Below are 23,382 nucleotides of genomic sequence, written 5' to 3'. Positions count from 1 at the left end.
GCAACGTCTTCGTCTGCTCCCCGGCGCCGCCTCGCACGTCACATTCACAAGTGCTGGCACGAGGACGCTGGGGGCAGACGATGGAACGCCGGACAGGCAAGTACACTAAGAAGTACGTGCGGACATGGCAGGGGGCACTCGGTGTGCTGCTGGCGGGCGGGGTACTGCTCACCGGCTGCTCCGGGACGCCGACCGCGAACAAGACCTCCGCCGACGGCCGGCGCGGCGGCCCGCTCCCGGCCCCCGCACCCGCCGCGACGGGCGGCGCGGCCGACAGCGGCGCGGCCGAGAAGCGGGACGGGCTGCGGGAGTCCGCACCGCCCGACTACCTCTCCACCTTCGCCCTGGACGTCGACACCGCCTCCTACGGCTACGCCCGCCGCACCCTCGGCGACGGCGGCCTGCCGGATCCGTCCACCGTGCGGCCCGAGGAGTTCGTCAACAGCTTCCGCCAGGGCTACCGGCGCCCGGACGGCAACGGCTTCACCGTGAACATCGACGGCGCCCGCGCCGGGGCGAAGGGCGAGGACTGGTCGCTGGTGCGGGTGGGGCTGGCCACCCGGGCCGCTCCCGCCCGCGACGAACGCCCGCCCGCCGCCCTCACCTTCGTCGTCGACATCTCCGGATCGATGGCCGAGACGGGCCGCCTCGACCTGGTGAAGAAGTCCCTGGACATCCTCACCGACGAACTCCGCGACGACGACTCGGTCTCCCTGGTCACCTTCAGCGACGAGGCGAGGACCCTGCTGCCGATGACCCGGCTGCGGGACCACCGCGGCAGGATCCGCGACCGGGTCGACTCCATGGAACCCACCGACTCCACCAACGTGGAAGCCGGCATCCGACGCGGCTACGAGGAGGCGGTCGACGGCCGCGTCGAGGGCGCCAACAACCGGGTCGTGCTGCTCTCCGACGCCCTGGCCAACACCGGCGAGACCGACGCCGAAGCCATCCTGGAACGCATCGGCTCCGCCCGCCGTGACCACGGCATCACCCTCTTCGGGGTCGGCGTCGGCAGCGAATACGGCGACGCGCTGATGGAACGGCTCACCGACAAGGGCGACGGCCACACCACGTACATCGCCGACGAGGAACAGGCCCGCAAGGTCTTCGTCGACCAGCTGCCCGCACACCTCGAACTGACGGCCCGCGACGCCAAGGCCCAGGTCGCCTTCGACCGGGACACCGTCCAGCAGTTCAGGCTCATCGGGTACGAGGACCGCAAGGTCGCCGACGAGGACTTCCGCGACGACCGCGTCGACGGCGGCGAGGTCGGCCCCGGCCACACGGTGACCGCGCTCTACGCCGTACGCCTCAGGGCGGGCGCCTTCGGCCATGTGGCGACGGCGACCGTGCGCTGGCTGGACCCCAGGACCCGGGCACCGCACGAGCAGCACGGCACGGTCGGGACGGACGCGATCGGCGGACCGCTGTGGGACGGCGCCGGCAAGCGTCTCCAGGTGACCGCGACCGCCGCGTACTTCGCCGAGGCGCTGCGTGGCGGCCGGCTGCCGGGCGCGCCCGGACTCGGCGAACTCTCCTCGCACGCACGGAGGCTGGCCGCCGAGACCGAGGACGAGTCGGTGCGGAAGCTGGCGACCATGATCGGGCAGGCCGACCGGCTCAGGAACGGCCCCGGAGGCGATGGTTCCGAGAAGGTGCCGGAGGGCGAACTGGACTGAACGGGGAGCGCGGCGCGCACGCCGAGGACATGATGACCCTCATGTCCTCCACCCTGTCCTCCCTGTTCCTGGCGCTCGCCGTGATCACGACGGGTCTCTACGCCGGATTCATGCTGACCTTCCTGATCGCGATCATGCCGGGCATCGCGGCACTGCCCGACGAGCGGTTCACGGCCGCCATGCGCCGCTTCAACGAAAAGGTGCCGGGACCGGCCTTCCTGGTCCTCTTCCTCGGCGTGATCGCGTTCCCGGCCGTCGTGGCCGTCGGCGGCGACGGCGGCTCGGACCGGGTGCTCGCCGTCGCCGCGCTGGTCTGCGCGGTCGCCGGCCACCTGATCACGATCGCCGGAAACATCCCGCTCAACACGGCGCTCGCGCAGTCCGAGGGCGGCGACGACGGTGCGGCCCGCACGGCGTTCGAGTCCCGCTGGAACCGGCTCCACCGGGTCAGGACCCTCCTGTCCCTCGCCGCGTTCGCCCTGCTGGCCGTGGTCGGGGCGGAGTTCTAGGGTCTTTCGTCGGATCGAGCCCGGCATGATCCGAACGAGAGGCCCTGGGCCGGTCCGGCGGGCCGGCCGGGTCCCTCCGCTCAGAAGTCGAACGTGTCGATGTTGCCGCGGTCGAACACGGTCGGCTTGCCGAGGACGACCTCGCCGTCCTTGCCGACCGTGTACTCGCCGAGCCGGCCCGCCCCGAACTTCTCGCCCTGCGCGCCGGTGATCCGCCCCGACGCCAGCGCGGCGGCGGCGTACGCACCGAGGTGGCCCAGATCCTCCGGGTTCCACAGCGAGAACTGCTCGACGGTGCCGTCCTTGACGTACTTGCGCATCTGGTTCGGCGTGCCCAGGCCGTTCAGCACGACCTTGCCCTTGTACGAGGAGTCGCTCAGATAGCGGGCGGCCGCGGCGATGCCGACCGTGGTGGGCGAGATGATGCCCTTCAGGTCCGGGTACGCCTGCATCAGGCCCTGCGTCTGCTGGAACGACTTCTGGTCCGCGTCGTCCCCGTACGCCACCTTCACCAGCTTCATGTCCTTGTACCTGGGCAGCTTCAACTCCTCCTGCATGAAGCCGATCCAGGTGTTCTGGTTGGTGGCGTTCTGGGTGGCCGAGAGGATCGCGATCTTCCCCCGGTAGCCGATCTGCTCGCCGAGGTGCTGGACGAGGCTGCGGCCGATCTCCTCGGACCCCGCCTGGTTGATGAAGAGCTGGCGGCAGTCCTTCGCGGTGTCGGAGTCGTACGCGACGACCTTGATGTTCTTCCGCATGGCCTGCTTCAGCGGCCCGCACACCGCGTTGGGGTCGTTGGCCGCCACCAGGATCGCGTCCTGGCGCTGCTGGATCAGTGTGTTGATGTAGCTGACCTGCGAGGAGGCACCGGCGTCGGAGGGGCCGACCTCCTTGCCCGTACCGCCGAACTCCCGGGCGGCCGCGATGCCCGCGTCGTCCACGATCTTCTCGTACGGGTTGTTGATCTGCTTGGGCAGGAAGGCGAGCTTCAGGCCCTTCTTCAGCGGCGCGTCCGGATCGGCCTTCGCGGTCGTCCCGGCCTTCGCGGACCCCCGGTCCGTGCTCTCCTTCGTGGTGCCGGAGCAGGCGCTCAGGACGAGCGCGAGCGACACGGCGGTGGCAGCGGTTGCGACGGTGCGGAGCATCATGGCGGTGACGTGCCTTTCGACGGGGGACGGCGGACGGGGGGTCAGGGCCGGGCCTTCGCGGCGCGACGGTGCCGTCGCCCGACGACGGCGGCGATCACCCGGGGCGTGAGGACGGACGCCACGAGCAGCAGGCCGGTCACGATCACCTGCACCTCGTTGGCGACGTCGTTGAGCGTCAGGAGGTTCTTCAGCACCCCGATCAGCAGTACCCCGGCGACCGCGCCGAAGAGGGTGCCCTTCCCGCCGTCGAAGTCGATGCCGCCGAGCAGCACCGAGGCGATGACGAGCATCTCGAAGCCGAGACCGTTGTCGGCGCGGGCGCTTCCGTACCGCAGCGTGAACAGGACACCGGCGAACGAGGCGAACAGCCCCGTCACGACGAACAGCAGCAGCTTGATCCGCTTGACCCGGATGCCCGCGAAGTACGCCGCCTCCTCCTGGGCGCCGATCGCGAACAGCGAACGGCCGAGGCCCGTGGCGTGCAGCACGACCGCGGTGACCACCGCGAGGACGGCGAACAGCAGGACGGGATACGTGACGAAGGTGCCGGGCACGGTCGTGGTGTCGACCGTCCAGTCCGCGTACGTCCGGGGGAAGTCGGTCACCGCGTCACTGCCCAGCACCACCGAGGCCAGACCGCGGTAGAGCGCCAGGGTGCCGATGGTGACGGCCAGCGACGGCAGCCCCACCCGGGTGACCAGCCAGCCGTTGAGCAGCCCGCCCGCCGCACCGGCCAGCAGCACCACCGGCACGATCGCCTCGAAGGCCCAGCCGGCGTTCCACAGCGCACCGGTCAGCGCGCTGCCCAGCCCCAGCATCGAGGCGACCGACAGATCGACCTGGCCGGCGACGACGAGCAGCGTCATCGGCAGGGCGATGATGGCGACCTCGACGATGTCGTTGAAGGCGAACGCCAGGTTCTCGCCGGAGCCGAAGCCGTCCGTGGAACCGAGGCCGACCGCGAGTACCGCCACCAGGAGCACCCCGACCGCGGCGTCCCAGCGCAGCGCCGGACCCCGCACGAGGCCGACGGTGTCCTTTCCCGCCCGTTTCCCCGTCGTCCGCGCGGCGTCCGCCGCCCGCCGTGTCTCAGGCGCCGTTCCCATGGCGGGCGCTCCTCTTCCTCAGTGCGGCGGTCATCCGCAGGTTCACGACCCGGTCGACGCCGATGGCGAGCAGCAGCAGCGCACCGGTGATGGCGCCCTGCCAGAACGCGTCGACCTTCAGGACGACCAGGACGCTGCCGATGGTGGTGAGCAGCAGGGCGCCCAGCGCCGCGCCCCAGACCGTTCCCGTACCGCCGGTGATGGCGACGCCGCCGACGACGACGGCGCTGACGACGGTCAGTTCCCAGCCGTGCGCGTTGTCCGCGACGACCGTGCCGAACCGGGCCAGCCACAGCGCCCCGGCGAAACCGGCGACGGCGCCGGAGAAGACGTACGCGGCAAGGACCCGGCGGCGGATCGGGATTCCGGCGAGCAGCGCGGCCTCCGGGCTCGAACCGATCGCGTACAGCTCCCGGCCCGAGCGGTGGTTGCGCAGGAAGTACGCGGTCGCGGCGAGCAGGACCAGGGCGATCAGCGGCAGATACGGCACGCCGAGGACGCCGCCGCTGCCCAGCCCGAGGACGGGGTCGGGCACCTCGGCCGCCCCGATCTGGTCGCCCTGCGCCCACCAGTAGTCGACGCCCTGGATGATGTAGAGCATGCCCAGCGTCACGACCAGCGCCGGGACCTCGCCGAAGCCGACCAGGGCGCCGGAGACGAGCCCGCAGACCGCGCCGACGGCGACGCCGAGCAGCATCACGGTGAGCACGCCGTGGTCCGTCCCGGCGACGAACCTGCCGCAGGCGAAGGCGGAGAGCCCGACGACGGAGCCGACCGACAGATCGATGTTGCGGGTGATCACGACGGCCGACTGGCCGACCGCGAGCAGCACCAGGATCGAGGCGTTGAGCAGCAGGTCCTTGACGCCCTGGCCGGACAGGAACCGCGGGTTGGCGAGGTACGTGCCGAGGACCAGCAGGACGAGGGCCCCCGCGATGGAGATCTCCCGGGCCCGGAACACGGCGGCCACGAGCGGGGCGGCGCCGCGCGCCGGCGCCCCGGCGTCCGGCGGACCTTCGACGGCGGTGGTCATGCCACGGCCCTCCCGCCCAGCCCGGCCGCCGCGGCCATGACCGCCTCCTCGGTGGCGTTCCGGCGCGGGAGTTCGGCGACGAGCCGGCCCTCGTGCATCACGAGCACCCGGTCGGCCATTCCGATCACCTCGGGCAGATCGGAGGAGATCATCAGCACCGCGAGCCCGTCCGCCGCCGACGCGGAGAGCAGCCGGTGCACCTCGGCCTTGGTGCCGACATCGATGCCGCGGGTCGGCTCGTCGACGACGAGTACGGACGGCTCGGTCGCGAGCCACTTGGCGAGCACGACCTTCTGCTGGTTGCCGCCGGACAGCACGCCGACGGCATCGGCGAGGCGGTGGTACTTCAGCCGGAGCCGTACGGCCCAGTCGGCGGCCCGGTCGTGCTCCAGGGCGCGGCGGACGAGCCCGCGCCTGCGGACCTCGCCGAGACCGGTGAGTGCGATGTTGCGCTCGATGGACATCTCCATGACGAGCCCGCGCAGGCGGCGGTCCTCCGGTACGAGCGCGAGCCCGGCGGCCATCGCGGCGGCCGGCGACCCGGGGCGCAGCACGGTGCCGCCCACCCGTACCTCCCCGGCGTCCGCGCGGTCGACGCCGAAGACCGCCTGGGCGACCTCGGTCCGGCCGGCGCCGACGAGCCCGGCGAGCGCGACGATCTCGCCGCGCCGGACCTCGAACGACACATCGCGGAAGACGCCTTCGCGGGTCAGCCGGCTGACGGACAGGGCGACTTCACCGACCGTCGCGTCCTGCTTCGGATAGAGCTCGTCCAGATCGCGTCCGACCATCCGGCGCACCAGATCGTGCTCGGTCAGTCCGGCCAGCGGCTCGCAGGAGATCCGGCGGCCGTCGCGCAGCGTCGTGACCCGCCCGCACAGCTCGAAGATCTCGCCGAGCCGGTGCGAGATGAACAGCACCGCCGCACCCTCGTCGCGCAGCGCCCGTACGACGGAGAAGAGCCGGGCCGTCTCGCCGCCGGTGAGCGCGGCCGTCGGCTCGTCCATGATCAGGACCCGGGCGTCGAAGGAGAGCGCCTTGGCGATCTCGACGATCTGCTGGTCCGCGATGGAGAGCCCGCGGGCGGGCCGGCCGGGCGCCAGGTCGACGCCGAGCCGGCGCATCAGGGCCGCGGTGGCCGCGTGCACGGCACGGTGGTCGATCCGGCCGAGGGCGCGCCGGGGCTGGCGGCCCATGAAGATGTTCTCGGCGATCGACAGGTCGGGGAAGAGGGCCGGTTCCTGATAGATGACCGCGATCCCGGCATCGCGGGCGTCGGCGGGCCCGTGGAAGACGACGGGCTCCCCGTCGAGCAGCAACTGCCCGCTGTCCGGGCGGTGCACACCGGCGAGCGTCTTGATGAGGGTGGACTTGCCCGCGCCGTTCTCCCCGGCGAGCGCGTGGACCTCCCCGGGACACAACGACAGGGACACCTCCCGCAGGGCGCTCACTGCGCCGAAGGACTTGCTCACATCCTTCAGCGCCAGGACCGGGGCGAGGGGATCCGGGGCGACGGGATCCGGGTCCGGGGGCGGGCCCTCGGCGGGCTGGTTCATGGGGGCTCCTCAGCGGTGGCATGCGCGGGTGGAGCGCGGTGTCCGTACACCGTGAAAGGATTCAATGAGGTGCCTCGGAAGCTAGACGGGGACCGTGGGCGCAGTCAATGGTGCGGTGGCGCCCCTGTTCCGCCCCCGCTTGCCAAGGGCCCCGGGTGGGCGGCCAGGGTGTTCTCGATGCCCGTCCGGACGAAGGTGCGCGCGAGGCGGCCGCGCCTGATGCGCCACGCCGTGGACGTGCGGTGCGGCCCGGCTTCGTACCGGCGGTGGTGGATGTCGCGGACGACCTCGGGCGGCGCACCCCACGCGGCCAGTACCTCCAGCGCCTGCCCCTTGGTGATGAGCCGTCCGTCCCGCAGGGTGACCGCCGCCCGCGCGAGTGTCAGCAGCCCGAGGTCCACCCAGATGTCCCTCAGCCAGAGTGAGGGCCGGGCACTCGCGGGGTACCAGAACCCCTTGAGGTCGCCCCGGACGAACTCCGCCAGCTCCTGGTCGGTCACCTCCGCGACGATTCCGGCGGGCCCCGGCCCGAACAGCGTCAGCCCGCCCGTGCTCAGCTCCCGCCGGCTGACCGGCGTGACCGGCCGCTCGAACAGCCGGGACTGCGCCCAGGTCACATGATCGCGCCCGGCGTCCGACAGCTGCGAGCGCACCACGTAGGAGCAGTGCAGCCCGGCCGCCTCCGGTACCTGTGCGATCAACGTGCGGTGCAGCTCTTCGAGTTGCCGCCGCTGCCGGTCGCTGACCGGCTCGCCCACGAGGGCCACGAGGTCGAGGTCGCTGCGACCGGGCCGGTAGTCGCCCAGTGCCAGCGACCCGTGTGCCCAGAGGGCCTCCAGGGCGACCACGCGACCGACATCGGTGGTGAACCGTTCCAGCAGCCGCCGGGCGGGCTGATCCGCGGAAGCATTCATGGAGCCGACCATGGCACGGAGCGGACGCGGCCCGACAGTGCTCCGGGGGGCATGGTGCGCGCCTTGCCGCTCAACTCCGGCCGCAGCGGCCGGATATCGTCGCCCGGCGTTCGCCGGCCGTTCGCGTGCCAGAGCTGTAACGGTCGCTCCGGGAAGGCAACCGTCGCGCGTCGGCGCCTGTCTGAGACTGCGCGGTGCCGGTGCTCCACCGACGCATCGCACTGTTCATCCGAACCTTCCGAAACCCGAACGAAGGAGTCCACGTGGCATCCCGCGCCCTAGGAACCACCGTGGTCCTCGCCATCACCGTGGCGACCGCCGTGACCACCTTCTCCACCGCCCAGGCGTCGACGCCCGCGCGCGCCACGACCTCGGTGTCGGCGTCCGCGAACGGGGCGGTGCCCGCACCGACCCCGCGCCGCGACGACTTCAACGGGGACGGCTACCCGGACCTCGCGTTCACCGCGCCGGGTGCCACGGTCGACGGCAGGACCAAGGCCGGATACGTGGGTGTGGTGTACGGCTCCAAGAACGGACTGCAGACCTCCACCAAGCAGGTCTTCACCCAGGACTCGCCCGGAATACCGGACGCCGCCGAGAGCGGCGACGCGTTCGGCAGCTCCATGGTCTCCGCCGACCTCGACAAGGACGGCTACAGCGACCTCGTGGTCGGCGCGGGCAACGAGAAGACCGGCACGTTCAAGCAGGCCGGTTCGCTCACCGTCATCTGGGGCGGTGAGAAGGGGCTCTCCGGCGGCGCGACCCTCCTGACCGGTGATCAGGAGTACGACGGGGTCGGCGCCCAGACCGCCGTGGGCGACTTCGACGGCGACGGCGCCATGGACATCGTCACGCTCGGGCTGGGCAACATCCGCGTCCTGTCGGGCCCGTTCAAGCGCGACGGCAGCGCGGCGGCCCCCGCCCGGAAGATCCCCGACATGGACGATCTGCGCTTCACGGGCATCGCCGCGGGCGACTTCAACGGCGACGGCCGCGACGACCTGGCCGCCGCCGTCCACGACGGCGACGAGTACGACGCCCGGCGCATCCTCATCCGCAACGGCACCACCACCGGCCTCGCCGAGGACTACACCACCGTCAACCGGCCCAACGGCTACCGCCTCCAGGGCGGCGAGACCATCGCGGCAGGCCACATCAACGGGGACAAGTACGCCGACCTCGTCGTCGGCCGCACGGTCGAGGGCTACGACAGCGATCTGGACTACCCGCTCGCCCTGGGCGGCATGATCACCTACGTACCGGGCAGCGCCACCGGCCCGCGCGGCGACCGGGCCAAGGTCTTCAACCAGGACAGCGCCGGTGTCCCCGGCGCCGCCGAGGTGCACGACGGATTCGGCTCGTCCCTGTCGATCGGCGACATGAACGGTGACGGCTACGGAGACATCGCCGTCGGCGTCGCCCAGGAGGACATCGGCACGAAGAAGGACGCGGGCTCGGTCCTGGTCCTCCCCGGCACCGCGTCCGGCCCGACCGGCACCGGAACGGTGGGCTTCAACCAGGACACGGCGGACGTCCCCGGGGCGGCCGAGGCCGGCGACCTGTTCGGCGGTGCCGTCAAGCTGGTCGACGCCAACCGCGACGGCCGCAGCGAACTGGCCGTCGGCGCCCCCGGCGAGAACAGCGACGCGGGCTCCCTGTGGGTCTTCCCGACCACGGCCAAGGGCCTGACGGCCAAGGGCTCGTTCACCTTCGGCCACGGCACGCTGGGCACCGTGGGAACGTCCGCGGCGCTGGGATCGTCGTTCAACCGCTGACCGTACGGGAACGGGGGTGGGGCCTGCCCCACCCCCGGAAGTCGGGCAGCGCGTATGTCCCGCCCCGGTGGCCTCCTCCTACGGTGAGGCCATGCACCCCCGCACCGTGTGGCAGGCCCTGCCGTCGCCCCGCTACCCGCTGTCCTCCTGGCCCTGGCGGTCGGCCGGCTACCTGATCAGCGGTGCCCTGGCCGGCGCGGTCGTCCTGGTGGTGACCGTGACCGGCGTGGCCGTGGGCGGCGCGCTCTCCGTCGTACTGATCGGGCTGCCGCTGCTCGCCGTCCTGGCCCTGACCGGAATCCCGGTGGCGGCCCTGGAGCGGCGCAGGCTCGGCCTGATGGGCCCCGTCCCGGCCCCCGACCCGCACCGCAGACCGGCCGAACCGGGGCTGCGGAGCTGGGCGGCCTGCCGGTTCCGGGAGCGGGCCACCTGGTGGGAGCTCGGGTACGCGCTGCTGTTGGCCGTGGTCCTGTGGCCGGTCGACGCCCTCGCGGTGGCCGTCTGCACGGCCGCACCGCTGGCGATGCTGAGCACCCCCGTACTGATGGAGGTCTACGGGGACGGCACGGAGTTCCGGGTGGTGAAGCTGTGGACGGTCACGACCCGGCCCGAAGCCTTCGCGACGGCGGCCGGCGGACTCGTACTCCTGGTGCTCGGCAGCTACGCCCTGGGCGCGCTGGCCGGGGCGAGGGCGGAGCTGACCCGCCTCCTGCTCACCCCCGCGCCCGCCGGGCCGGACGAGCGGGTCATGGAACTGACCCGCTCCCGGGTCCGCCTGGTCGACGCCTTCGAGGCCGAGCGCCGCCGTATCGAGCGCGATCTGCACGACGGCGCCCAGCAGCGCATCGTGGCCCTCACCATGATGCTCGGCCTGGCCCGGCTGGACGCCCCGCCGGGCCCCCTCGCCGACCAGCTCACCAGGGCCCACGAGGAAGCCGGCAAGGCACTCGCGGAACTGCGCGAACTGATCCACGGCATCCACCCCCAGGTCCTGGCCGACTACGGCCTCCAGGCCGCCGTCGCCGATGCCGCCGAACGCTCCGTGATCCCCGTCGCGCTCGACGTCGAACTGCCCGGCAGACTCCCCGAAGCCGTCGAGGCGGCCGCCTACTTCGTGGTCTGCGAGGCCCTGGCCAACGTCGCCCGGCACAGCGGCGCGAGCCGCGCCGGGATCAGCGGGGGCCACCGGGGCGGCCGGCTGTTCCTGGAGATCCACGACGACGGACGGGGCGGCGCGAGCACGTCCTCGGGCGGCAGCGGACTGACCGGCCTGGCCGACCGGGTGTCCGTGCTCGATGGCAGACTGGCGCTGTCCAGCCCGGCCGGAGGCCCGACCCGATTGCGTGTGGAGATCCCTTGCGAGTGGACCGATCGCTCCGCGTAGTCCTGGCCGAGGACAGCGTGCTGCTGCGCGAGGGACTGACGGGCCTGCTCAGCCGCTTCGGCCACGAGGTGGCCGCCGCCGTCGGTGACGCGGAAGCGCTCGTGGCGGCCGTGGCCGAACACGCACCGGACATCGTGGTGACCGACGTCCGGATGCCGCCCGGCTTCCAGGACGAGGGCCTGCACGCGGCGGTCCGGCTCCGCGAGCGGCAGCCCGCCCTCCCGGTGCTGGTCCTGAGCCAGTACGTGCAACGCGCCTACGCCGCGGACCTCCTGGACTCCGGGGACGGTTCGGGCGTCGGCTACCTGCTCAAGGACCGGGTCGGCCAGGTCGAGGAGTTCATCGACGCGTTGCGGGAGGTCGCCGACGGCGGCACGGTCGTCGACCCCGAGGTCGTACGCCAGCTCCTGCGCCGCCGCCGCGACCCGCTGGAGCGCCTCACCGCCAGGGAGCGCGAGGTGCTCGCCCTGGTGGCCCAGGGCCGGTCGAACGGCTCGATCGCCCGCGAACTGGTCGTCTCCGAGGCGGCGGTGGGCAAGCACATCGGCAACATCCTCGCCAAGCTGGACCTCCCGCCGGCCGACGAGACACACCGCAGGGTCCTGGCGGTCCTGACCTTCCTGCGCGCCTGACCCGCTCGCGGGCCCACCCCTCCGCCTCCGCCGGGGCTTACGCCACTGCTTCGGAGCCTGCGCGGACAGGGCGGCGTGGAAAGCCTCGGCATCAGGGGCACGGGCCCCGGTGAGTATTGAGTCGCGACGCTCTGTGACCACCGGCGAGACGTGTGCGCATCCCTCGTTTCGGCTCGCCTGCGCGGCCGGCCTGCACAGGGCCCGCACGGCAGGTGATCCGGGGCCGGCCGTCATCAGGACAACCTCCTGGTCATCCCCCGGCCTGCGGGCCACCGATCCCGCCCCCCGGGCCGCCGCTGCCGGTGGCGAACCGGCCGAGGCCGCCGAGGGTGCCCTCCGCCTGGCCCTGCTGCCGGACGACGGCCCCACCGGTGGCTTCTTCTCCCGGGACGGAACGCCCGTGCCCTGGTGATGGGCCATGGGCGGCGCCGGGGGCGGGTATGCCGGCGGTGAGCGGTCCGGGCTCGGCGGATCGGGCTGGGGACGGTGATGACGGTGTCGGCGAGATCGAGGGAAGCCCCGATGGTGCGCTTGACGGCCCTCCTCCGGCGTCCGATCCGTTCCCGGTTGTCCTGGGCCCGGCGGGCTACCGGTCCTGTGGCCGGCCGGTCCGCTCCCATCACCCTATAAGCTGAGCATGTGAACTTTTCGGGTCGATTCCGGCGTTTTGCCGGCGGTGGCCTCGGGGAGCAGGTGGTGCGTCTGGCGCCCCTGGCGCTGATCGCCGTCATCACCGTACTGGCCGTTGTGACCCCGAGTGGTCTCTACTTCAGCCGCTTTCTCTCGCTCGCCCCCGCGTTCGCCGCCTCGGTGTGGCCGGTGGTCGGAACGTTGGCCATCGGGGGGCTCGCCGCGGCCATGGACGTAGTGGTCCTTCTGACCATCGGCAATCCGGGCGAGAGTTCGCACACGCACCTGTTCACCCTCGCGGTGATCGCGGGCGCCACGGCCGCAGCCGCCTGCGCCAGCCATGTGCGCCAGCAGCGGGAGCGGACCCTCGCCGAGGTCCGCTCGGTCGCCGAGGCGACCCAGAAAGTCCTGCTGCGCCCCATGCCGCACCGCTTCGGCCGGGTGGACGTCGAGGCTCTGTACCTGGCCGCCGCGGCGCAGGCCCGCGTAGGCGGCGACTTCTACGAAGCACTGGAGACGGCCCACGGTGTCCGCATGATCATCGGGGACGTGCGCGGCAAGGGCCTCCCCGCGGTCGGCATGGTCTCGGCGATCCTCGGCTGCTTCCGCGAAGCCGCGTACGACGAGCCGGACCTGGCACGACTCGCACGCCGACTGGACGTCAGCGCGAACCGCTACACCGCACTGCTGCCCGACGACCGGATGGAGTACTTCGCCACGGCCGTGCTCGTCGAGATCCCCGACGACGGATCGGCCGTCGGCATCGTCAACTTGGGACACCCCCCTCCGCTGCTGCTCCGCGCGGGAACGGTCCGCGAGGTCACCCCCACGGCTCCCTCGCCACCCATCAACATGGGTGCGCTGGTCGGGGAGGACTACTGCGTCGACACCTTCTCCTTCGTCGCCGAGGACCAGCTGCTGCTCTACACCGACGGCGTCACGGAGACCCGCGACCACAGCGGCGCGTTCTTCCCGCTGGTGCAGCACGCGGGACGGTGGGAAGCGGGCTCCCCGTCCCGGCTGCTCGGACAGTTGCACAGCGACCTGGTCCGCTTCAGCCACGGCCGTCTCGACGACGACATCGCGGCCATCGCCGTCCGCGCGGCGGCCGGCACACCGCCGGACGGACGGGGTCGGGGAAGTGCCCACGCCCGCGGGCGCGGGCACTTCGGATCGTCCTCGGCGATCACCGGGACCTCGGCCTCGGGCAACGCCGGCGGCTTCACGGCGGGCAGGGGGGAGCGGTCGAACTCTTCCTCGTCCACCATTCAACTGAACAGGGTTCTCTGGCTGCGGAAATGGTCGTGCGCGTCGCTCGCGCCCGTCCGCTGCATCGCCGCCGTGGTGTACGCCCGACGTGCTCTCGGTGGATCTCGTCGGGGCCGGTCGGTGCCGGCCGTCCCTCGGTCCCCGTCGTCCTGGTCGGCCGGTGGCCGGTGATCGGCCTCTTTGCCGAGCAGGAACTCGCCGAACGGCTCTGCCGTTTGCGCGCAGGCAGGAACCGTGATGCCGGAAGGACTCCGGGGTCGCAGAGAGCGGATCCAGGAGGCGGGCATGGGGGCGAGGGCGTATCGCGCGTCTGTCCTGGGGCCACCACGCCGCCCACTGCCGTGGGCGGTCGAGGCGCTTGGGCGCTTGGCGTACAGGCGATGTGCTTCGCGCCAAAAAAGAAGCCTCACCGGCGTTTCCGCGGGTGAGGCTGTGTTTGCGCCCCCGGCAGGACTCGAACCTGCGGCCAAGCGCTTAGAAGGCGCCTGCTCTATCCACTGAGCTACGGGGGCCGGGTGGTGGCCTCGGCGGCCTGGAGCCCTGGGGCCGGGCCGGTCGGTGACCTGCCGGGACAAGGATAGGGCTCCGACTGCCTCGTCCTGGTTGCTTCACCTGCGTGGCACGATGTGGAGGTTCGGTGAAGCGAACCGATAATCGCAGGTAGGTGGGATTCGTGCAGCGCTTTTCGCGCCTCGCGCCCCGGGTGTTGTGCACTCGTTATGCCTGCGCCCCACTCATCCCCTCTGTCCCGACTTCGTTCCTGGGGGAGAACCGGCGCGCAGAGGTGGCTATACGCTTCAAAAAGGCTCCAAAATTGGGCATTCTTCGCATGTGGTGACCTTGGACGTACGGCCTCAGCTCATCGACGCACTCTCCGCCCTGCGCGACCGTGTCGCTGCCGTGCGTCTTCCACTCCCGCTGCCGGGGGCCGCGCGCGCCCGGCAGACCCGGGGGGAGCTGCTCGCCCAGCTCGACGACTATCTGCTTCCCCGGCTCAGGGATCCCGAAGCACCCCTGCTCGCGGTCATCGGCGGGTCCACCGGGGCGGGCAAGTCGACGCTGGTCAATTCGCTGGTGGGCCGGCCGGTCAGCGAGGCCGGGGTGCTGCGGCCGACCACCCGGACCCCCGTGCTCGTCTGCCATCCGGATGATCACCACTGGTTCGCGGGGGCACGCGTACTGCCGCAGCTGACCCGGGTCTGGCTGCCGCCGGAGGAGTCCGGGGAGCCCGGCCGGTGCGAGGACCCCGACGGCCTCGACGGGTACGAGGAGGACGACGGGACCACACTGCGGGTCGAGACCTCGCCCGGACTGCCGCGCGGCCTCGCGCTGCTCGACGCACCCGACATCGACTCGCTCGTGGTGCGCAACCGGATGCTGGCCGCCGAGCTGATCTGCGCCGCGGACGTCTGGGTGATGGTGACCACCGCCTCCCGGTACGCGGACGCGGTGCCCTGGCACCTGCTGCGTACCGCCAAGCAGTACGACGCCTCGCTCGTCACCGTCCTGGACCGGGTGCCGCACCAGGTGATCGCCGAGGTGTCGCGGCAGTACGGGGCGCTGCTCACCCGGGCGGGCCTCGGCGAGGTGCCGCGCTTCACCATTCCCGAGCTGCCCGAATCGGCCGGCGGCGGCAACGGGCTGCTGCCCACGACCGCCGTCGCCCCGCTGCGGGCCTGGCTCACCCACCGCGCCCAGGACCCGGCGGCCCGCCAGCAGGCGGTGGGGCGTACGGCGGCCGGGGTCATCGACTCCCTGGACGTGCGGATGCCCGAGCTGGCCGGGGCGGTCGCGGCGCAGTACGCGGCGGCCGTGCGGCTGACCGGCGTGGTCGAGGACGCGTACCGCACGGAGGGCGCCCGGGTCCGGCGCAGGCTGCGCAGCGGCGGCGTGCTCGCCGGGGACGCCCGCACCAGGTGGCGCGGATTCCCGCTGTACAGCACCTCCGGCGAGCTGCTCGAAGCACTGGTCGAAAGCCTTTCCACGCTCCTCCAGTGCGCCGTGGCCGCCGCCGACGAGAAGATCCGCGCGACCTGGCAGCGCGAGCCCGCGGCCGGGGAGTTCGGCTTCGAGGGCGTCGGCCGGGAGGCCGGGGGATGGGGACCCGCCGAGGACATCCGGGGCCGGATCGCCATGGCCGTACGGCGGTGGTGGCGGGTCCTGGAGGAGCTGGCCGAGGAGGAGGTGCGCAGCCTGGAACGCAATGCCGCCCCCGACGCCGAGACCGTGGCCGCACTGCTGGCCGCCGCACTGCTCGGCGGGCGCCGCACCCGGGGCGCCGGGGAGCAGCTCGCCGAACGGATCGGCGCCCAGGGCGCGTTGCGGCTGCGCGACAAGGGCGGGGCGCTGCTCACCGACTGTCTCGACCGGGTGCTGAACGGCGAGCGCGACCGGCGGCTCGCACCGCTCGACGCGCTCGACGTGGCCCCGGAGCCGCAGGCCGAACTGATCGCCGCGCTGTCCGTACTGCAGAAGGAGAGGTGGCAGCGATGACTGCCGTCACTGACGAGGGGCCCGGCCGGATCGGCGGCCCCGCTTCCCACGAGGACCCGGACCTGGACGGGCACGGGCGGATCCCCGGAGCGGGCCGGATCCCCGGGGCGGGCCGGGCCTCCGGGGCGGGCCGGGAATGGAACGACGGGCTCATCGCCCGGCGGGCGACGACCAGGGCGGCGGACCCCGAACCCGAAACCGCCCCGGACGACGACGTACGGCCGCCCCAGGTCGAGGCCTACGTACCCTCCGGCGGACCGCTCCGGCCGCGGCTCGACGCGCTGCGCGAACTCGTCGGGCTGTCCCGGGCCCGCCTCGACGGGGACACCCTCGCCGAGGCGGGACGGGTCCTCGACGAGGCGGCGGCCCGGCAGCGGCTCTCCTCGCGGCACACCGTCGTCGCCATCGCCGGGGCCACCGGCAGCGGCAAGTCGACGCTCTTCAACACCCTCGCGGGCGCCCAGATCTCCGACACCGGACTGCGCAGGCCGACCACCGCCGCCCCCCTCGCCTGTTCCTGGACCGACGGGGCGGCCGGACTGCTCGACCGGCTCGCCATCCCCGGCCGGCTCAGGCGCAGGCCGCAGCAGGGCGGCGCGGACGCCGACGAGGCCCTTCAAGGGCTCGTCCTCGTCGACCTGCCCGACCACGACTCGGCGGCGACCGAACACCGGGAACAGGTCGACCGGGTGCTCGCGCTGGTCGACGCCGTGATCTGGGTAGTCGACCCGGAGAAGTACGCGGACGCGGCCCTGCACGAGCGCTATCTGCGGCCGCTCGCCGGGCACGCCGAGATCACCTTCGTCGTCCTCAACCAGATCGACCGGCTGCCCGGCGACGCCGCCGACCTGGTCCTCGACGATCTGCGCCGGCTGCTCGACGAGGACGGCATGGCGCTCGGCGAGCACGGCGAACCCGGCGCCACCGTCATGTCCCTGTCCGCGCTCACCGGCGAGGGCGTCGGTGAACTGCGCGAGGTGCTCGGCCGGTTCGTCCAGGAGCGCACCGCGGCGGCGCGCAGACTCTCCGCCGACGTGGACGCCGCCGCGGCCAGGCTCCGCCCGGTGTACGTGGCCGAGGGGCGTCCCGGCCTCGGGGAACGGGCCCGCGAGGAGTTCGCCGACCGGCTGGCGGACGCCGTCGGGGCGGCCGCGGCGGGCCAGGCGGCCGAGCGGGAGTGGCGCAGGAACGCCGGACGGGCGTGCGGCACGCCGTGGCTGCGGCTGTGGCGCTGGTGCGAGTCCGTCCGGCGGCCGGGGAGCCTGGAGCGTCCGGTGCTGCCCGATCCCCCCGAGGAGCAGCTCACCGCCCGCCAGTGCGTCGAGCAGGCGGTACGGGCGGTGGCGGACGAGGCCTCCGACGGACTGCCGGGCCCCTGGGCGCAGGCGGTCCGCGAGGCCGCGGTGCACGGTGCGGAGGGGCTGCCGGAGGCGCTCGACGCGCTGGCGGAGAGGGCCGGGGCCGCGCACGCGTCGGGCGGTGCGGCGGTGGTGGCGACGGGGGTGGCCGGGGCCTCCGGTGTGGCGCACAGCGGCCGGGTGGGCGGGAAACCGCCGCGGCCGAGGTGGTGGCCCGCCGCGGTGCTGGCCCAGGTGTCCATGACGCTCCTGCAGATGTTCGGCGGTCTCTGGCTGGTCGGCCAGATCGTCGGCGTACTCGAACCGGGCTACCTCACGCCCGCCATGGTGATGCTGGCCGGGGTCATCGGTGGCCCCGTCGTGGAGTGGTCGTGCGTGGCCGCGGCGCGTGGGCCGGCGCGGCGGTACGGGCAGGAGGCCGAGCGGCAGTTGCGCGAGGTGGCGGCGGCCTGCGGCCGGGCCCGGGTACTCGATCCGGTGGCCGCCGAACTCGTGCGGTACCGCGAGGTGCGGGAGAGGTACGCGGCGGTGACGGAGATTTCCACAACCGGCGGGTAGTCCACAGGCGTCAGCGGGATTTCCGCCTTCCCTTCACTCTGGGACCAGTGACCACGCGGACGCGATCACTGATCCGAAGGCCGAAGGGGAGGCGGAGTCATGAACGACACCTTGGTGACACTGGTGGGCAACGCGGCGACGGGCGTGGAGTTCCGGGAGACCGCGACCGGCCCAATGGCGCGATTCCGGTTCGCGGTGACGCCACGCCGCTGGGACCGCGGGAAACAGCTCTGGACGGATGGGCACACCAGCTTTTACACCGTGTGGGCCTGGCGGACCCTGGCATTGAATCTGGCCGGTTCCGTTTCCGTCGGGGAACCACTCGTCGTGCACGGCAGGCTGAAGGTGCGCGAGGAGGAACGGGAGGGGCAGCGGCGGACGTTCGTGGACATCGAGGCCGTCGCGGTGGGCCACGACCTGACCCGGGGGACCGCCGCGTTCCGGCGGGTCGTGCGGGGTGATCCCGCGCTGACGGCGCCTGTGGGGAGCGCGGACAGGCCGGACGGCGACGGCCCCGACGAGCCCGGTGGGGCCGGGGAAGGGGCGGTACGTTCCGGGAGCAAGCGGTCGACGGGGCGTCAGAAGCTAGGGAAGGAGCTGGCGTCGGTGCCGTGACGGGCTGGCAAGGGGCGGAAAAGGGGCTTAATTCGGGCCGGGGGCGGGCCGGTAAGGCGAACGGGAGTGATACCGGCGATAACGATTCCGATTCGGAATGGTTGTACGACGGTATGACGGGGGACTGTTCATCGCTTCGTCCTTAGTATTCCCCAGTACTCACGGGGCACTTGAGTCGACTGGCGGGGCAGTCCCCACACGCGCATCAGGCGCGGAGGGTCCCGCCCGGAGGGGAATTCTGTGTTTTCTGCTTCTTCAGCGACCGCTTCGTCGTCCTCGGTGACGACGGCCAATTCTGCGAGGCGGCGCGGCATAGCCCGGCTGGCCGCTTCGGTGGTGGCATCCGGTCTGGTCATGGCAGGCGCCTTCGTCGGCGCGGGCGGCGCGGTCGCCGACGAGGCGCCGCAGCACCAGGGCGGCGCGGCCGCGGTGCTGGACGGGTTGAAGACCTTCGACCGCGCCGTGCTGCACGCGAACGGCAAGGACCAGCCGGTGCCTGCCGGGCTCTTCGAGATGACCGTCGACGGCGGCGGCAAGCTCAAGACGTACTGCATCGACTTCCTCAACCCCACCCAGGACCAGGCGAAGTATCTGGAGACCCCCTGGAACCAGACCTCGCTCGGCGGCAACAAGAACGCCGGCAAGATCCGCTGGATCCTGGAGCACTCCTACCCGCAGGTCGACGACCTCGCGGCGCTCGCCAAGGAGGCCGGCACCGGACCGCTCACCGAGAAGACCGCGGCGGCGGGCACCCAGGTCGCCATCTGGCGCTACTCGGACAACGTCGATGTCGACGCGGCCGACGGCCAGGCCGAGAAGCTCGCCGACTGGCTGGAGCACAACGCCGTCGACCAGGCCGAGCCCGAGGCGTCCCTCGCCCTGGACCCGGCCGCGGTCTCCGGCAAGTCCGGTGAGCGGCTCGGGCCGGTCACCGTCCGTACCAACGCCGGCCAGGTCTCCGTGACCCCGCCTGCTGACGCCGCCAGCGGTGTCAAGGTCACCGACAAGGCCGGCAAGCCCGTCACCGCCGCCGCCAACGGCGCCGAGCTCTACTTCGACGTGCCGGCGGGCGCCGCCGACGGCACCGCCTCGCTGACGGTCCAGGCCACCACCTCGGTGCCGGTCGGCCGGGCCTTCGCCGGTGTGACCAAGAGCCAGACCATGATCCTGGCCGGCTCCAGCGAGTCGACGGTCTCCGCGACCGCCACCGGCACCTGGGCCAAGAAGGGCGCGATCCCGGCCGTCTCGGCACAGAAGAACTGCGCCAAGGGCGGCGTGGACGTCACCGCCTCCAACACGGGTGACGAGGCCTTCACCTTCGAGCTGGCCGGTGCGAAGCACACCGTCGAGGCCGGCAAGTCCGAGACGATCACCGTCCCGGTCGCCGAGGACCAGGCGTACGACTTCACGATCACCGGCCCCGGCGGCTTCACCAAGACGTTCAAGGGCGTCCTGGACTGCAAGACCAGCGGCAGCGCCACGGGCGGCACCGAGACCCAGACCGGCGGGGACAAGACCCCGGCCACGTCCGGCGGCAGCAGCTCCACCGGTGGCTCGGGCGACCTCGCCGAGACCGGCGGCTCCAGCGCCACCCCGGTCATCGCGGGCGTCGCGATCGCCCTCGTCGTGGTCGGCGGCGGCGCGGTCTTCCTCCTGCGCAAGCGCAAGACGCAGACCTCCGCGCAGTAGTCCCGCACCCTCGCCCCGCGGCCGTACCCGCGGAGTGACGATCGGGACGCGGACTGTCACGTCCACCTGGTGAAGGCCCCGGTACGCCGACGCGTACCGGGGCCTTCGCGTGCCGGGAACCGGCTCCCGGCACGCCCGGCGAGCCGGGACGGGCGTATCGCGGACCGGGCGGGTTTCCATCCCGGTGCGGCCGTCAGGCAAGATGGGGTGTATCTGCCCACACATCGATTGCCGGACGGTTTCTCTTGGCTGAGTACATCTACACCATGCGCAAGACGCGCAAGGCGCACGGCGACAAGGTGATCCTTGACGACGTCACGCTGAGCTTCCTGCCCGGGGCGAAGATCGGTGTGGTGGGTCCCAACGGCGCCGGTAAGTCCACGGTGCTGAAGATCATGGCGGGCCTGGAGCAGCCCTCCAACGGTGACGCGTTCCTGTCGCCCGGTTTCAGCGTCGGCATCCTCATGCAGGAGCCGCACCTCGACGAGACCAAGACCGTCCTGGAGAACGTCCAGGACGGCGCCGCCGAGGTCATGGGCAAGCTCAAGCGTTTCAACGAGGTCGCCGAGCTCATGGCGACCGACTACTCCGACGCGCTCATGGACGAGATGGGCAAGCTCCAGGAGGACCTGGACCACGCCAACGCGTGGGACCTGGACGCCCAGCTGGAGCAGGCCATGGACGCTCTGGGCTGCCCGCCCGGCGACTGGCCCGTCGTCAACCTCTCCGGTGGCGAGAAGCGCCGCGTCGCGCTCTGCAAGCTGCTGATCGAGGCCCCCGACCTGCTGCTCCTCGACGAGCCCACCAACCACCTCGACGCCGAGTCGGTGAACTGGCTGGAGCAGCACCTCTCGAAGTACGCGGGCGCCGTCGTCGCCGTCACGCACGACCGCTACTTCCTGAACAACGTCGCCGAGTGGATCCTCGAACTCGACCGCGGCCGCGCCATCCCGTACGAGGGCAACTACTCCACGTACCTCGACAAGAAGGCCGCCCGCCTCAAGGTCGAGGGCCGCAAGGACGAGAAGCGCGCCAAGCGGCTCAAGGAAGAGCTGGAGTGGGTCCGCTCCAACGCCAAGGGCCGGCAGACCAAGTCCAAGGCCCGTCTCGCCCGTTACGAGGAGATGGCGGCCGAGGCGGACAAGATGCGGAAGCTGGACTTCGAGGAGATCCAGATCCCGCCGGGCCCGCGGCTCGGTTCCATCGTCGTCGAGGTCGAGAACCTCTCGAAGGCCTTCGGCGACAAGGTCCTCATCGACGACCTGTCGTTCACGCTGCCGCGCAACGGCATCGTCGGCGTCATCGGTCCGAACGGCGCGGGCAAGACCACGCTGTTCAAGATGATCCAGGGCCTGGAGACCCCGGACACCGGCTCCATCAAGGTCGGCGACACGGTCAAGATCTCCTACGTCGACCAGTCCCGCGCCAACATCGACCCGAAGAAGACCCTCTGGGCCGTCGTCTCGGACGAGCTGGACTACATCAACGTCGGCCAGGTCGAGATGCCCTCGCGGGCCTATGTCTCCGCGTTCGGCTTCAAGGGCCCGGACCAGCAGAAGCCGGCCGGCGTCCTGTCCGGTGGTGAGCGCAACCGCCTCAACCTGGCGCTGACGCTCAAGGAGGGCGGCAACCTGCTGCTCCTCGACGAGCCCACCAACGACCTCGACGTCGAGACCCTGTCCTCGCTGGAGAACGCCCTCCTGGAGTTCCCGGGCGCCGCGGTGGTCATCTCCCACGACCGCTGGTTCCTGGACCGCGTCGCCACGCACATCCTGGCGTACGAGGGCGACTCCAAGTGGTACTGGTTCGAGGGCAACTTCGAGTCGTACGAGAAGAACAAGGTCGAGCGCCTCGGCGCGGACGCGGCCCGCCCGCACCGTGCCACGTACAAGAAGCTCACGCGAGGCTGATCGTCTTGGCTCGTCACATCTACAGCTGCCCGCTGCGCTGGTCGGACATGGATGCCTTCGGCCATGTGAACAACGTGGTCTTCCTCCGCTACCTGGAGGAGGCGCGCATCGACTTCATGTTCCGGCTGGCGCCGGGGGACGGTTCGCCGTCCTTCTCGGGCGGTTCCGTCGTGGCCCGGCACGAGATCGACTACGTCCGCCCGCTGGTCCACCGGCACGAGCCGGTGACCGTCGAGTCATGGGTCACCAAGATCGGCGCGGCGTCGTTGACGATCGCGTACGAGATCAAGGACCCGGAGCAGGTGTACGTACGGGCCTCGACCGTCGTCGTGCCGTACAACCTTGCCGAGGAGCGGCCCCGGCGGATCTCCGCCGAGGAGAAGCTCTACCTCCAGCAGTACCTGGCCGAGGAGCCTGCTGCAGCATGACGGTGCCCGTACGGTCGCTGGTGTTCGCCGACCCGAGGGAGGCCGCGGATCTCGCGGCCTTCCTCGGCCGGCTGCTCCACTACGACCGGGCCGCCGCGGTGCGGATGCAGGCGGGCGGCGGCGCGCTGGCCGTCTTCGGCAGGCCGCCGTCGTTCGAGGTCCTGGCGATCCGGGCGGCGCGGCTGGCCGAGCCGGACGACTTCGACCTCACCGTGTCCGCCGGTGAACTCCTCGAATCCCTCGGGGAGTCCACCGGATCCGGATCGATCCCGGCACCTGTCACCGGCCCGCCGTGGACAGGTGTCCTCCCGCCCCGCGGCGGCTGGCGCGAACTGCCGGGCCTGCCCGACCCGGTCTCCCTGCGCACGGCGGTCACCGCCGCGGTGGCGGAGTTCCGCTCCCGCGACGAGGCCCTGCCCGAGGAGCGCCGCACCCGGGCCGAGCGGGACCTGATCGGCCGCGAGATCTGGTCGCGCACGCTCGCCGGCACCGAACTTCCGCTGCGGGCCGTGCACGCCGCCCAGTCCCTCGGCTTCCTCCGGCCCGCGCCGGACTTCCCGGTCGCCCTGCTCGCGGCCGGGTCCTGGCTGCGGCTGCGCACTCCGTTCGGCTCGATCGCCCTGCGCGGCCCGGGCAGCGGGCTCGGCACGCTCGCCGTGTCGGTGGGCGCGGGCTGAGCGACCGGCCGGACGG

At 72.1% G+C, this 23,382-nt stretch carries 18 protein-coding genes, 1 tRNA gene and 1 pseudogene; 14 read left to right on the top strand and 6 right to left on the bottom strand.

Annotated elements, in window-relative coordinates; translation table 11 throughout:
- Nucleotides 1-80: 80 nt before the first annotated feature.
- Nucleotides 81-1,682 (top strand): vWA domain-containing protein, encoded by a 1,602-nt coding sequence (locus tag ACWCPY_RS09225; protein WP_451263704.1) that lies wholly within the window; start codon nt 81-83, stop codon nt 1,680-1,682.
- A 41-nt stretch (nt 1,683-1,723) separates the two neighbouring features.
- Nucleotides 1,724-2,191, top strand: coding sequence for an anthrone oxygenase family protein (locus tag ACWCPY_RS09220; protein WP_451263703.1), 468 nt, complete (start codon nt 1,724-1,726; stop codon nt 2,189-2,191).
- Nucleotides 2,192-2,271: 80 nt separating this feature from the next.
- Here the strand turns inward: ACWCPY_RS09220 and rhaS are convergent, their stop codons facing one another.
- The 5 genes from rhaS to ACWCPY_RS09195 form a co-directional block, all read right to left on the bottom strand.
- The gene (rhaS, locus tag ACWCPY_RS09215; protein ID WP_451263702.1) at nt 2,272-3,339 is read right to left on the bottom strand and encodes a rhamnose ABC transporter substrate-binding protein; all 1,068 of its coding nucleotides are present in this window, start codon (nt 3,337-3,339) and stop codon (nt 2,272-2,274) included.
- 41 nt (nt 3,340-3,380) lie between these two features.
- Nucleotides 3,381-4,445: an ABC transporter permease gene (locus ACWCPY_RS09210; RefSeq protein WP_451263701.1), complete on the bottom strand. Its 1,065-nt coding sequence runs from the start codon at nt 4,443-4,445 to the stop codon at nt 3,381-3,383.
- Complete coding sequence (locus ACWCPY_RS09205) at nt 4,429-5,478, bottom strand: ABC transporter permease (RefSeq protein ID WP_451263700.1); 1,050 nt, start codon at nt 5,476-5,478, stop codon at nt 4,429-4,431. The genes ACWCPY_RS09210 and ACWCPY_RS09205 overlap by 17 nt, the downstream gene beginning before the upstream one ends.
- The gene (locus ACWCPY_RS09200) at nt 5,475-7,034 is read right to left on the bottom strand and encodes a sugar ABC transporter ATP-binding protein (RefSeq protein WP_451263699.1); all 1,560 of its coding nucleotides are present in this window, start codon (nt 7,032-7,034) and stop codon (nt 5,475-5,477) included. Before ACWCPY_RS09200 ends, ACWCPY_RS09205 begins: the two co-directional genes overlap by 4 nt.
- A 104-nt stretch (nt 7,035-7,138) precedes the next feature.
- The gene (locus ACWCPY_RS09195; RefSeq protein ID WP_451263698.1) at nt 7,139-7,948 is read right to left on the bottom strand and encodes a nucleotidyltransferase domain-containing protein; all 810 of its coding nucleotides are present in this window, start codon (nt 7,946-7,948) and stop codon (nt 7,139-7,141) included.
- 263 nt (nt 7,949-8,211) lie between these two features.
- Here ACWCPY_RS09195 and ACWCPY_RS09190 point away from each other — a divergent pair, with 263 nt between their 5' ends.
- From ACWCPY_RS09190 to ACWCPY_RS09170, 5 genes and pseudogenes are all read left to right on the top strand, one after another.
- Nucleotides 8,212-9,723, top strand: a complete 1,512-nt coding sequence (locus ACWCPY_RS09190; RefSeq protein WP_451263697.1) for an FG-GAP and VCBS repeat-containing protein — start codon at nt 8,212-8,214, stop codon at nt 9,721-9,723.
- A 91-nt stretch (nt 9,724-9,814) separates the two neighbouring features.
- Nucleotides 9,815-11,107: a sensor histidine kinase gene (locus ACWCPY_RS09185; RefSeq protein ID WP_451263696.1), complete on the top strand. Its 1,293-nt coding sequence runs from the start codon at nt 9,815-9,817 to the stop codon at nt 11,105-11,107.
- Nucleotides 11,080-11,739, top strand: coding sequence for a response regulator (locus ACWCPY_RS09180; protein WP_451263695.1), 660 nt, complete (start codon nt 11,080-11,082; stop codon nt 11,737-11,739). The genes ACWCPY_RS09185 and ACWCPY_RS09180 overlap by 28 nt, the downstream gene beginning before the upstream one ends.
- A 253-nt stretch (nt 11,740-11,992) precedes the next feature.
- Nucleotides 11,993-12,151 (top strand): annotated as a pseudogene (locus tag ACWCPY_RS09175) (short-chain dehydrogenase); the annotation flags it as partial.
- A gap of 284 nt (nt 12,152-12,435) precedes the next feature.
- The gene (locus tag ACWCPY_RS09170; protein ID WP_451263694.1) at nt 12,436-13,809 is read left to right on the top strand and encodes a PP2C family protein-serine/threonine phosphatase; all 1,374 of its coding nucleotides are present in this window, start codon (nt 12,436-12,438) and stop codon (nt 13,807-13,809) included.
- 268 nt (nt 13,810-14,077) lie between these two features.
- On the opposite strand, the gene ACWCPY_RS09165 is transcribed toward ACWCPY_RS09170, so the two are convergent.
- Nucleotides 14,078-14,150: transfer RNA gene (locus ACWCPY_RS09165), tRNA-Arg, on the bottom strand.
- A gap of 328 nt (nt 14,151-14,478) precedes the next feature.
- Between ACWCPY_RS09165 and ACWCPY_RS09160 the strand changes: the two genes are divergently transcribed.
- From ACWCPY_RS09160 to ACWCPY_RS09130, 7 genes are all read left to right on the top strand, one after another.
- Nucleotides 14,479-16,131, top strand: a complete 1,653-nt coding sequence (locus ACWCPY_RS09160) for a dynamin family protein (protein WP_451263729.1) — start codon at nt 14,479-14,481, stop codon at nt 16,129-16,131.
- On the top strand, nt 16,128-18,047 hold the full coding sequence (locus ACWCPY_RS09155; protein WP_451263693.1) for a GTPase: 1,920 nt from the start codon (nt 16,128-16,130) through the stop codon (nt 18,045-18,047). Before ACWCPY_RS09160 ends, ACWCPY_RS09155 begins: the two co-directional genes overlap by 4 nt.
- 99 nt (nt 18,048-18,146) lie before the next feature.
- The gene (locus tag ACWCPY_RS09150) at nt 18,147-18,662 is read left to right on the top strand and encodes a single-stranded DNA-binding protein (RefSeq protein WP_451263692.1); all 516 of its coding nucleotides are present in this window, start codon (nt 18,147-18,149) and stop codon (nt 18,660-18,662) included.
- 240 nt (nt 18,663-18,902) lie between these two features.
- The gene (locus ACWCPY_RS09145; RefSeq protein ID WP_451263691.1) at nt 18,903-20,351 is read left to right on the top strand and encodes an LAETG motif-containing sortase-dependent surface protein; all 1,449 of its coding nucleotides are present in this window, start codon (nt 18,903-18,905) and stop codon (nt 20,349-20,351) included.
- A 245-nt stretch (nt 20,352-20,596) separates the two neighbouring features.
- Complete coding sequence (ettA, locus tag ACWCPY_RS09140) at nt 20,597-22,261, top strand: energy-dependent translational throttle protein EttA (protein WP_362445523.1); 1,665 nt, start codon at nt 20,597-20,599, stop codon at nt 22,259-22,261.
- Between the two features lie 5 nt (nt 22,262-22,266).
- Nucleotides 22,267-22,689 carry an acyl-CoA thioesterase gene (locus ACWCPY_RS09135; protein WP_451263690.1) on the top strand — a complete coding sequence of 141 codons (423 nt, stop codon included), beginning with the start codon at nt 22,267-22,269 and terminating at the stop codon, nt 22,687-22,689.
- Nucleotides 22,686-23,366, top strand: a complete 681-nt coding sequence (locus ACWCPY_RS09130) for a hypothetical protein (protein ID WP_451263689.1) — start codon at nt 22,686-22,688, stop codon at nt 23,364-23,366. The genes ACWCPY_RS09135 and ACWCPY_RS09130 overlap by 4 nt, the downstream gene beginning before the upstream one ends.
- Nucleotides 23,367-23,382 lie beyond the last annotated feature (16 nt).

The organism is Streptomyces sp. NPDC002403 (assembly GCF_053593015.1).
This window is presented reverse-complemented; position numbering and strand designations above follow the sequence as displayed.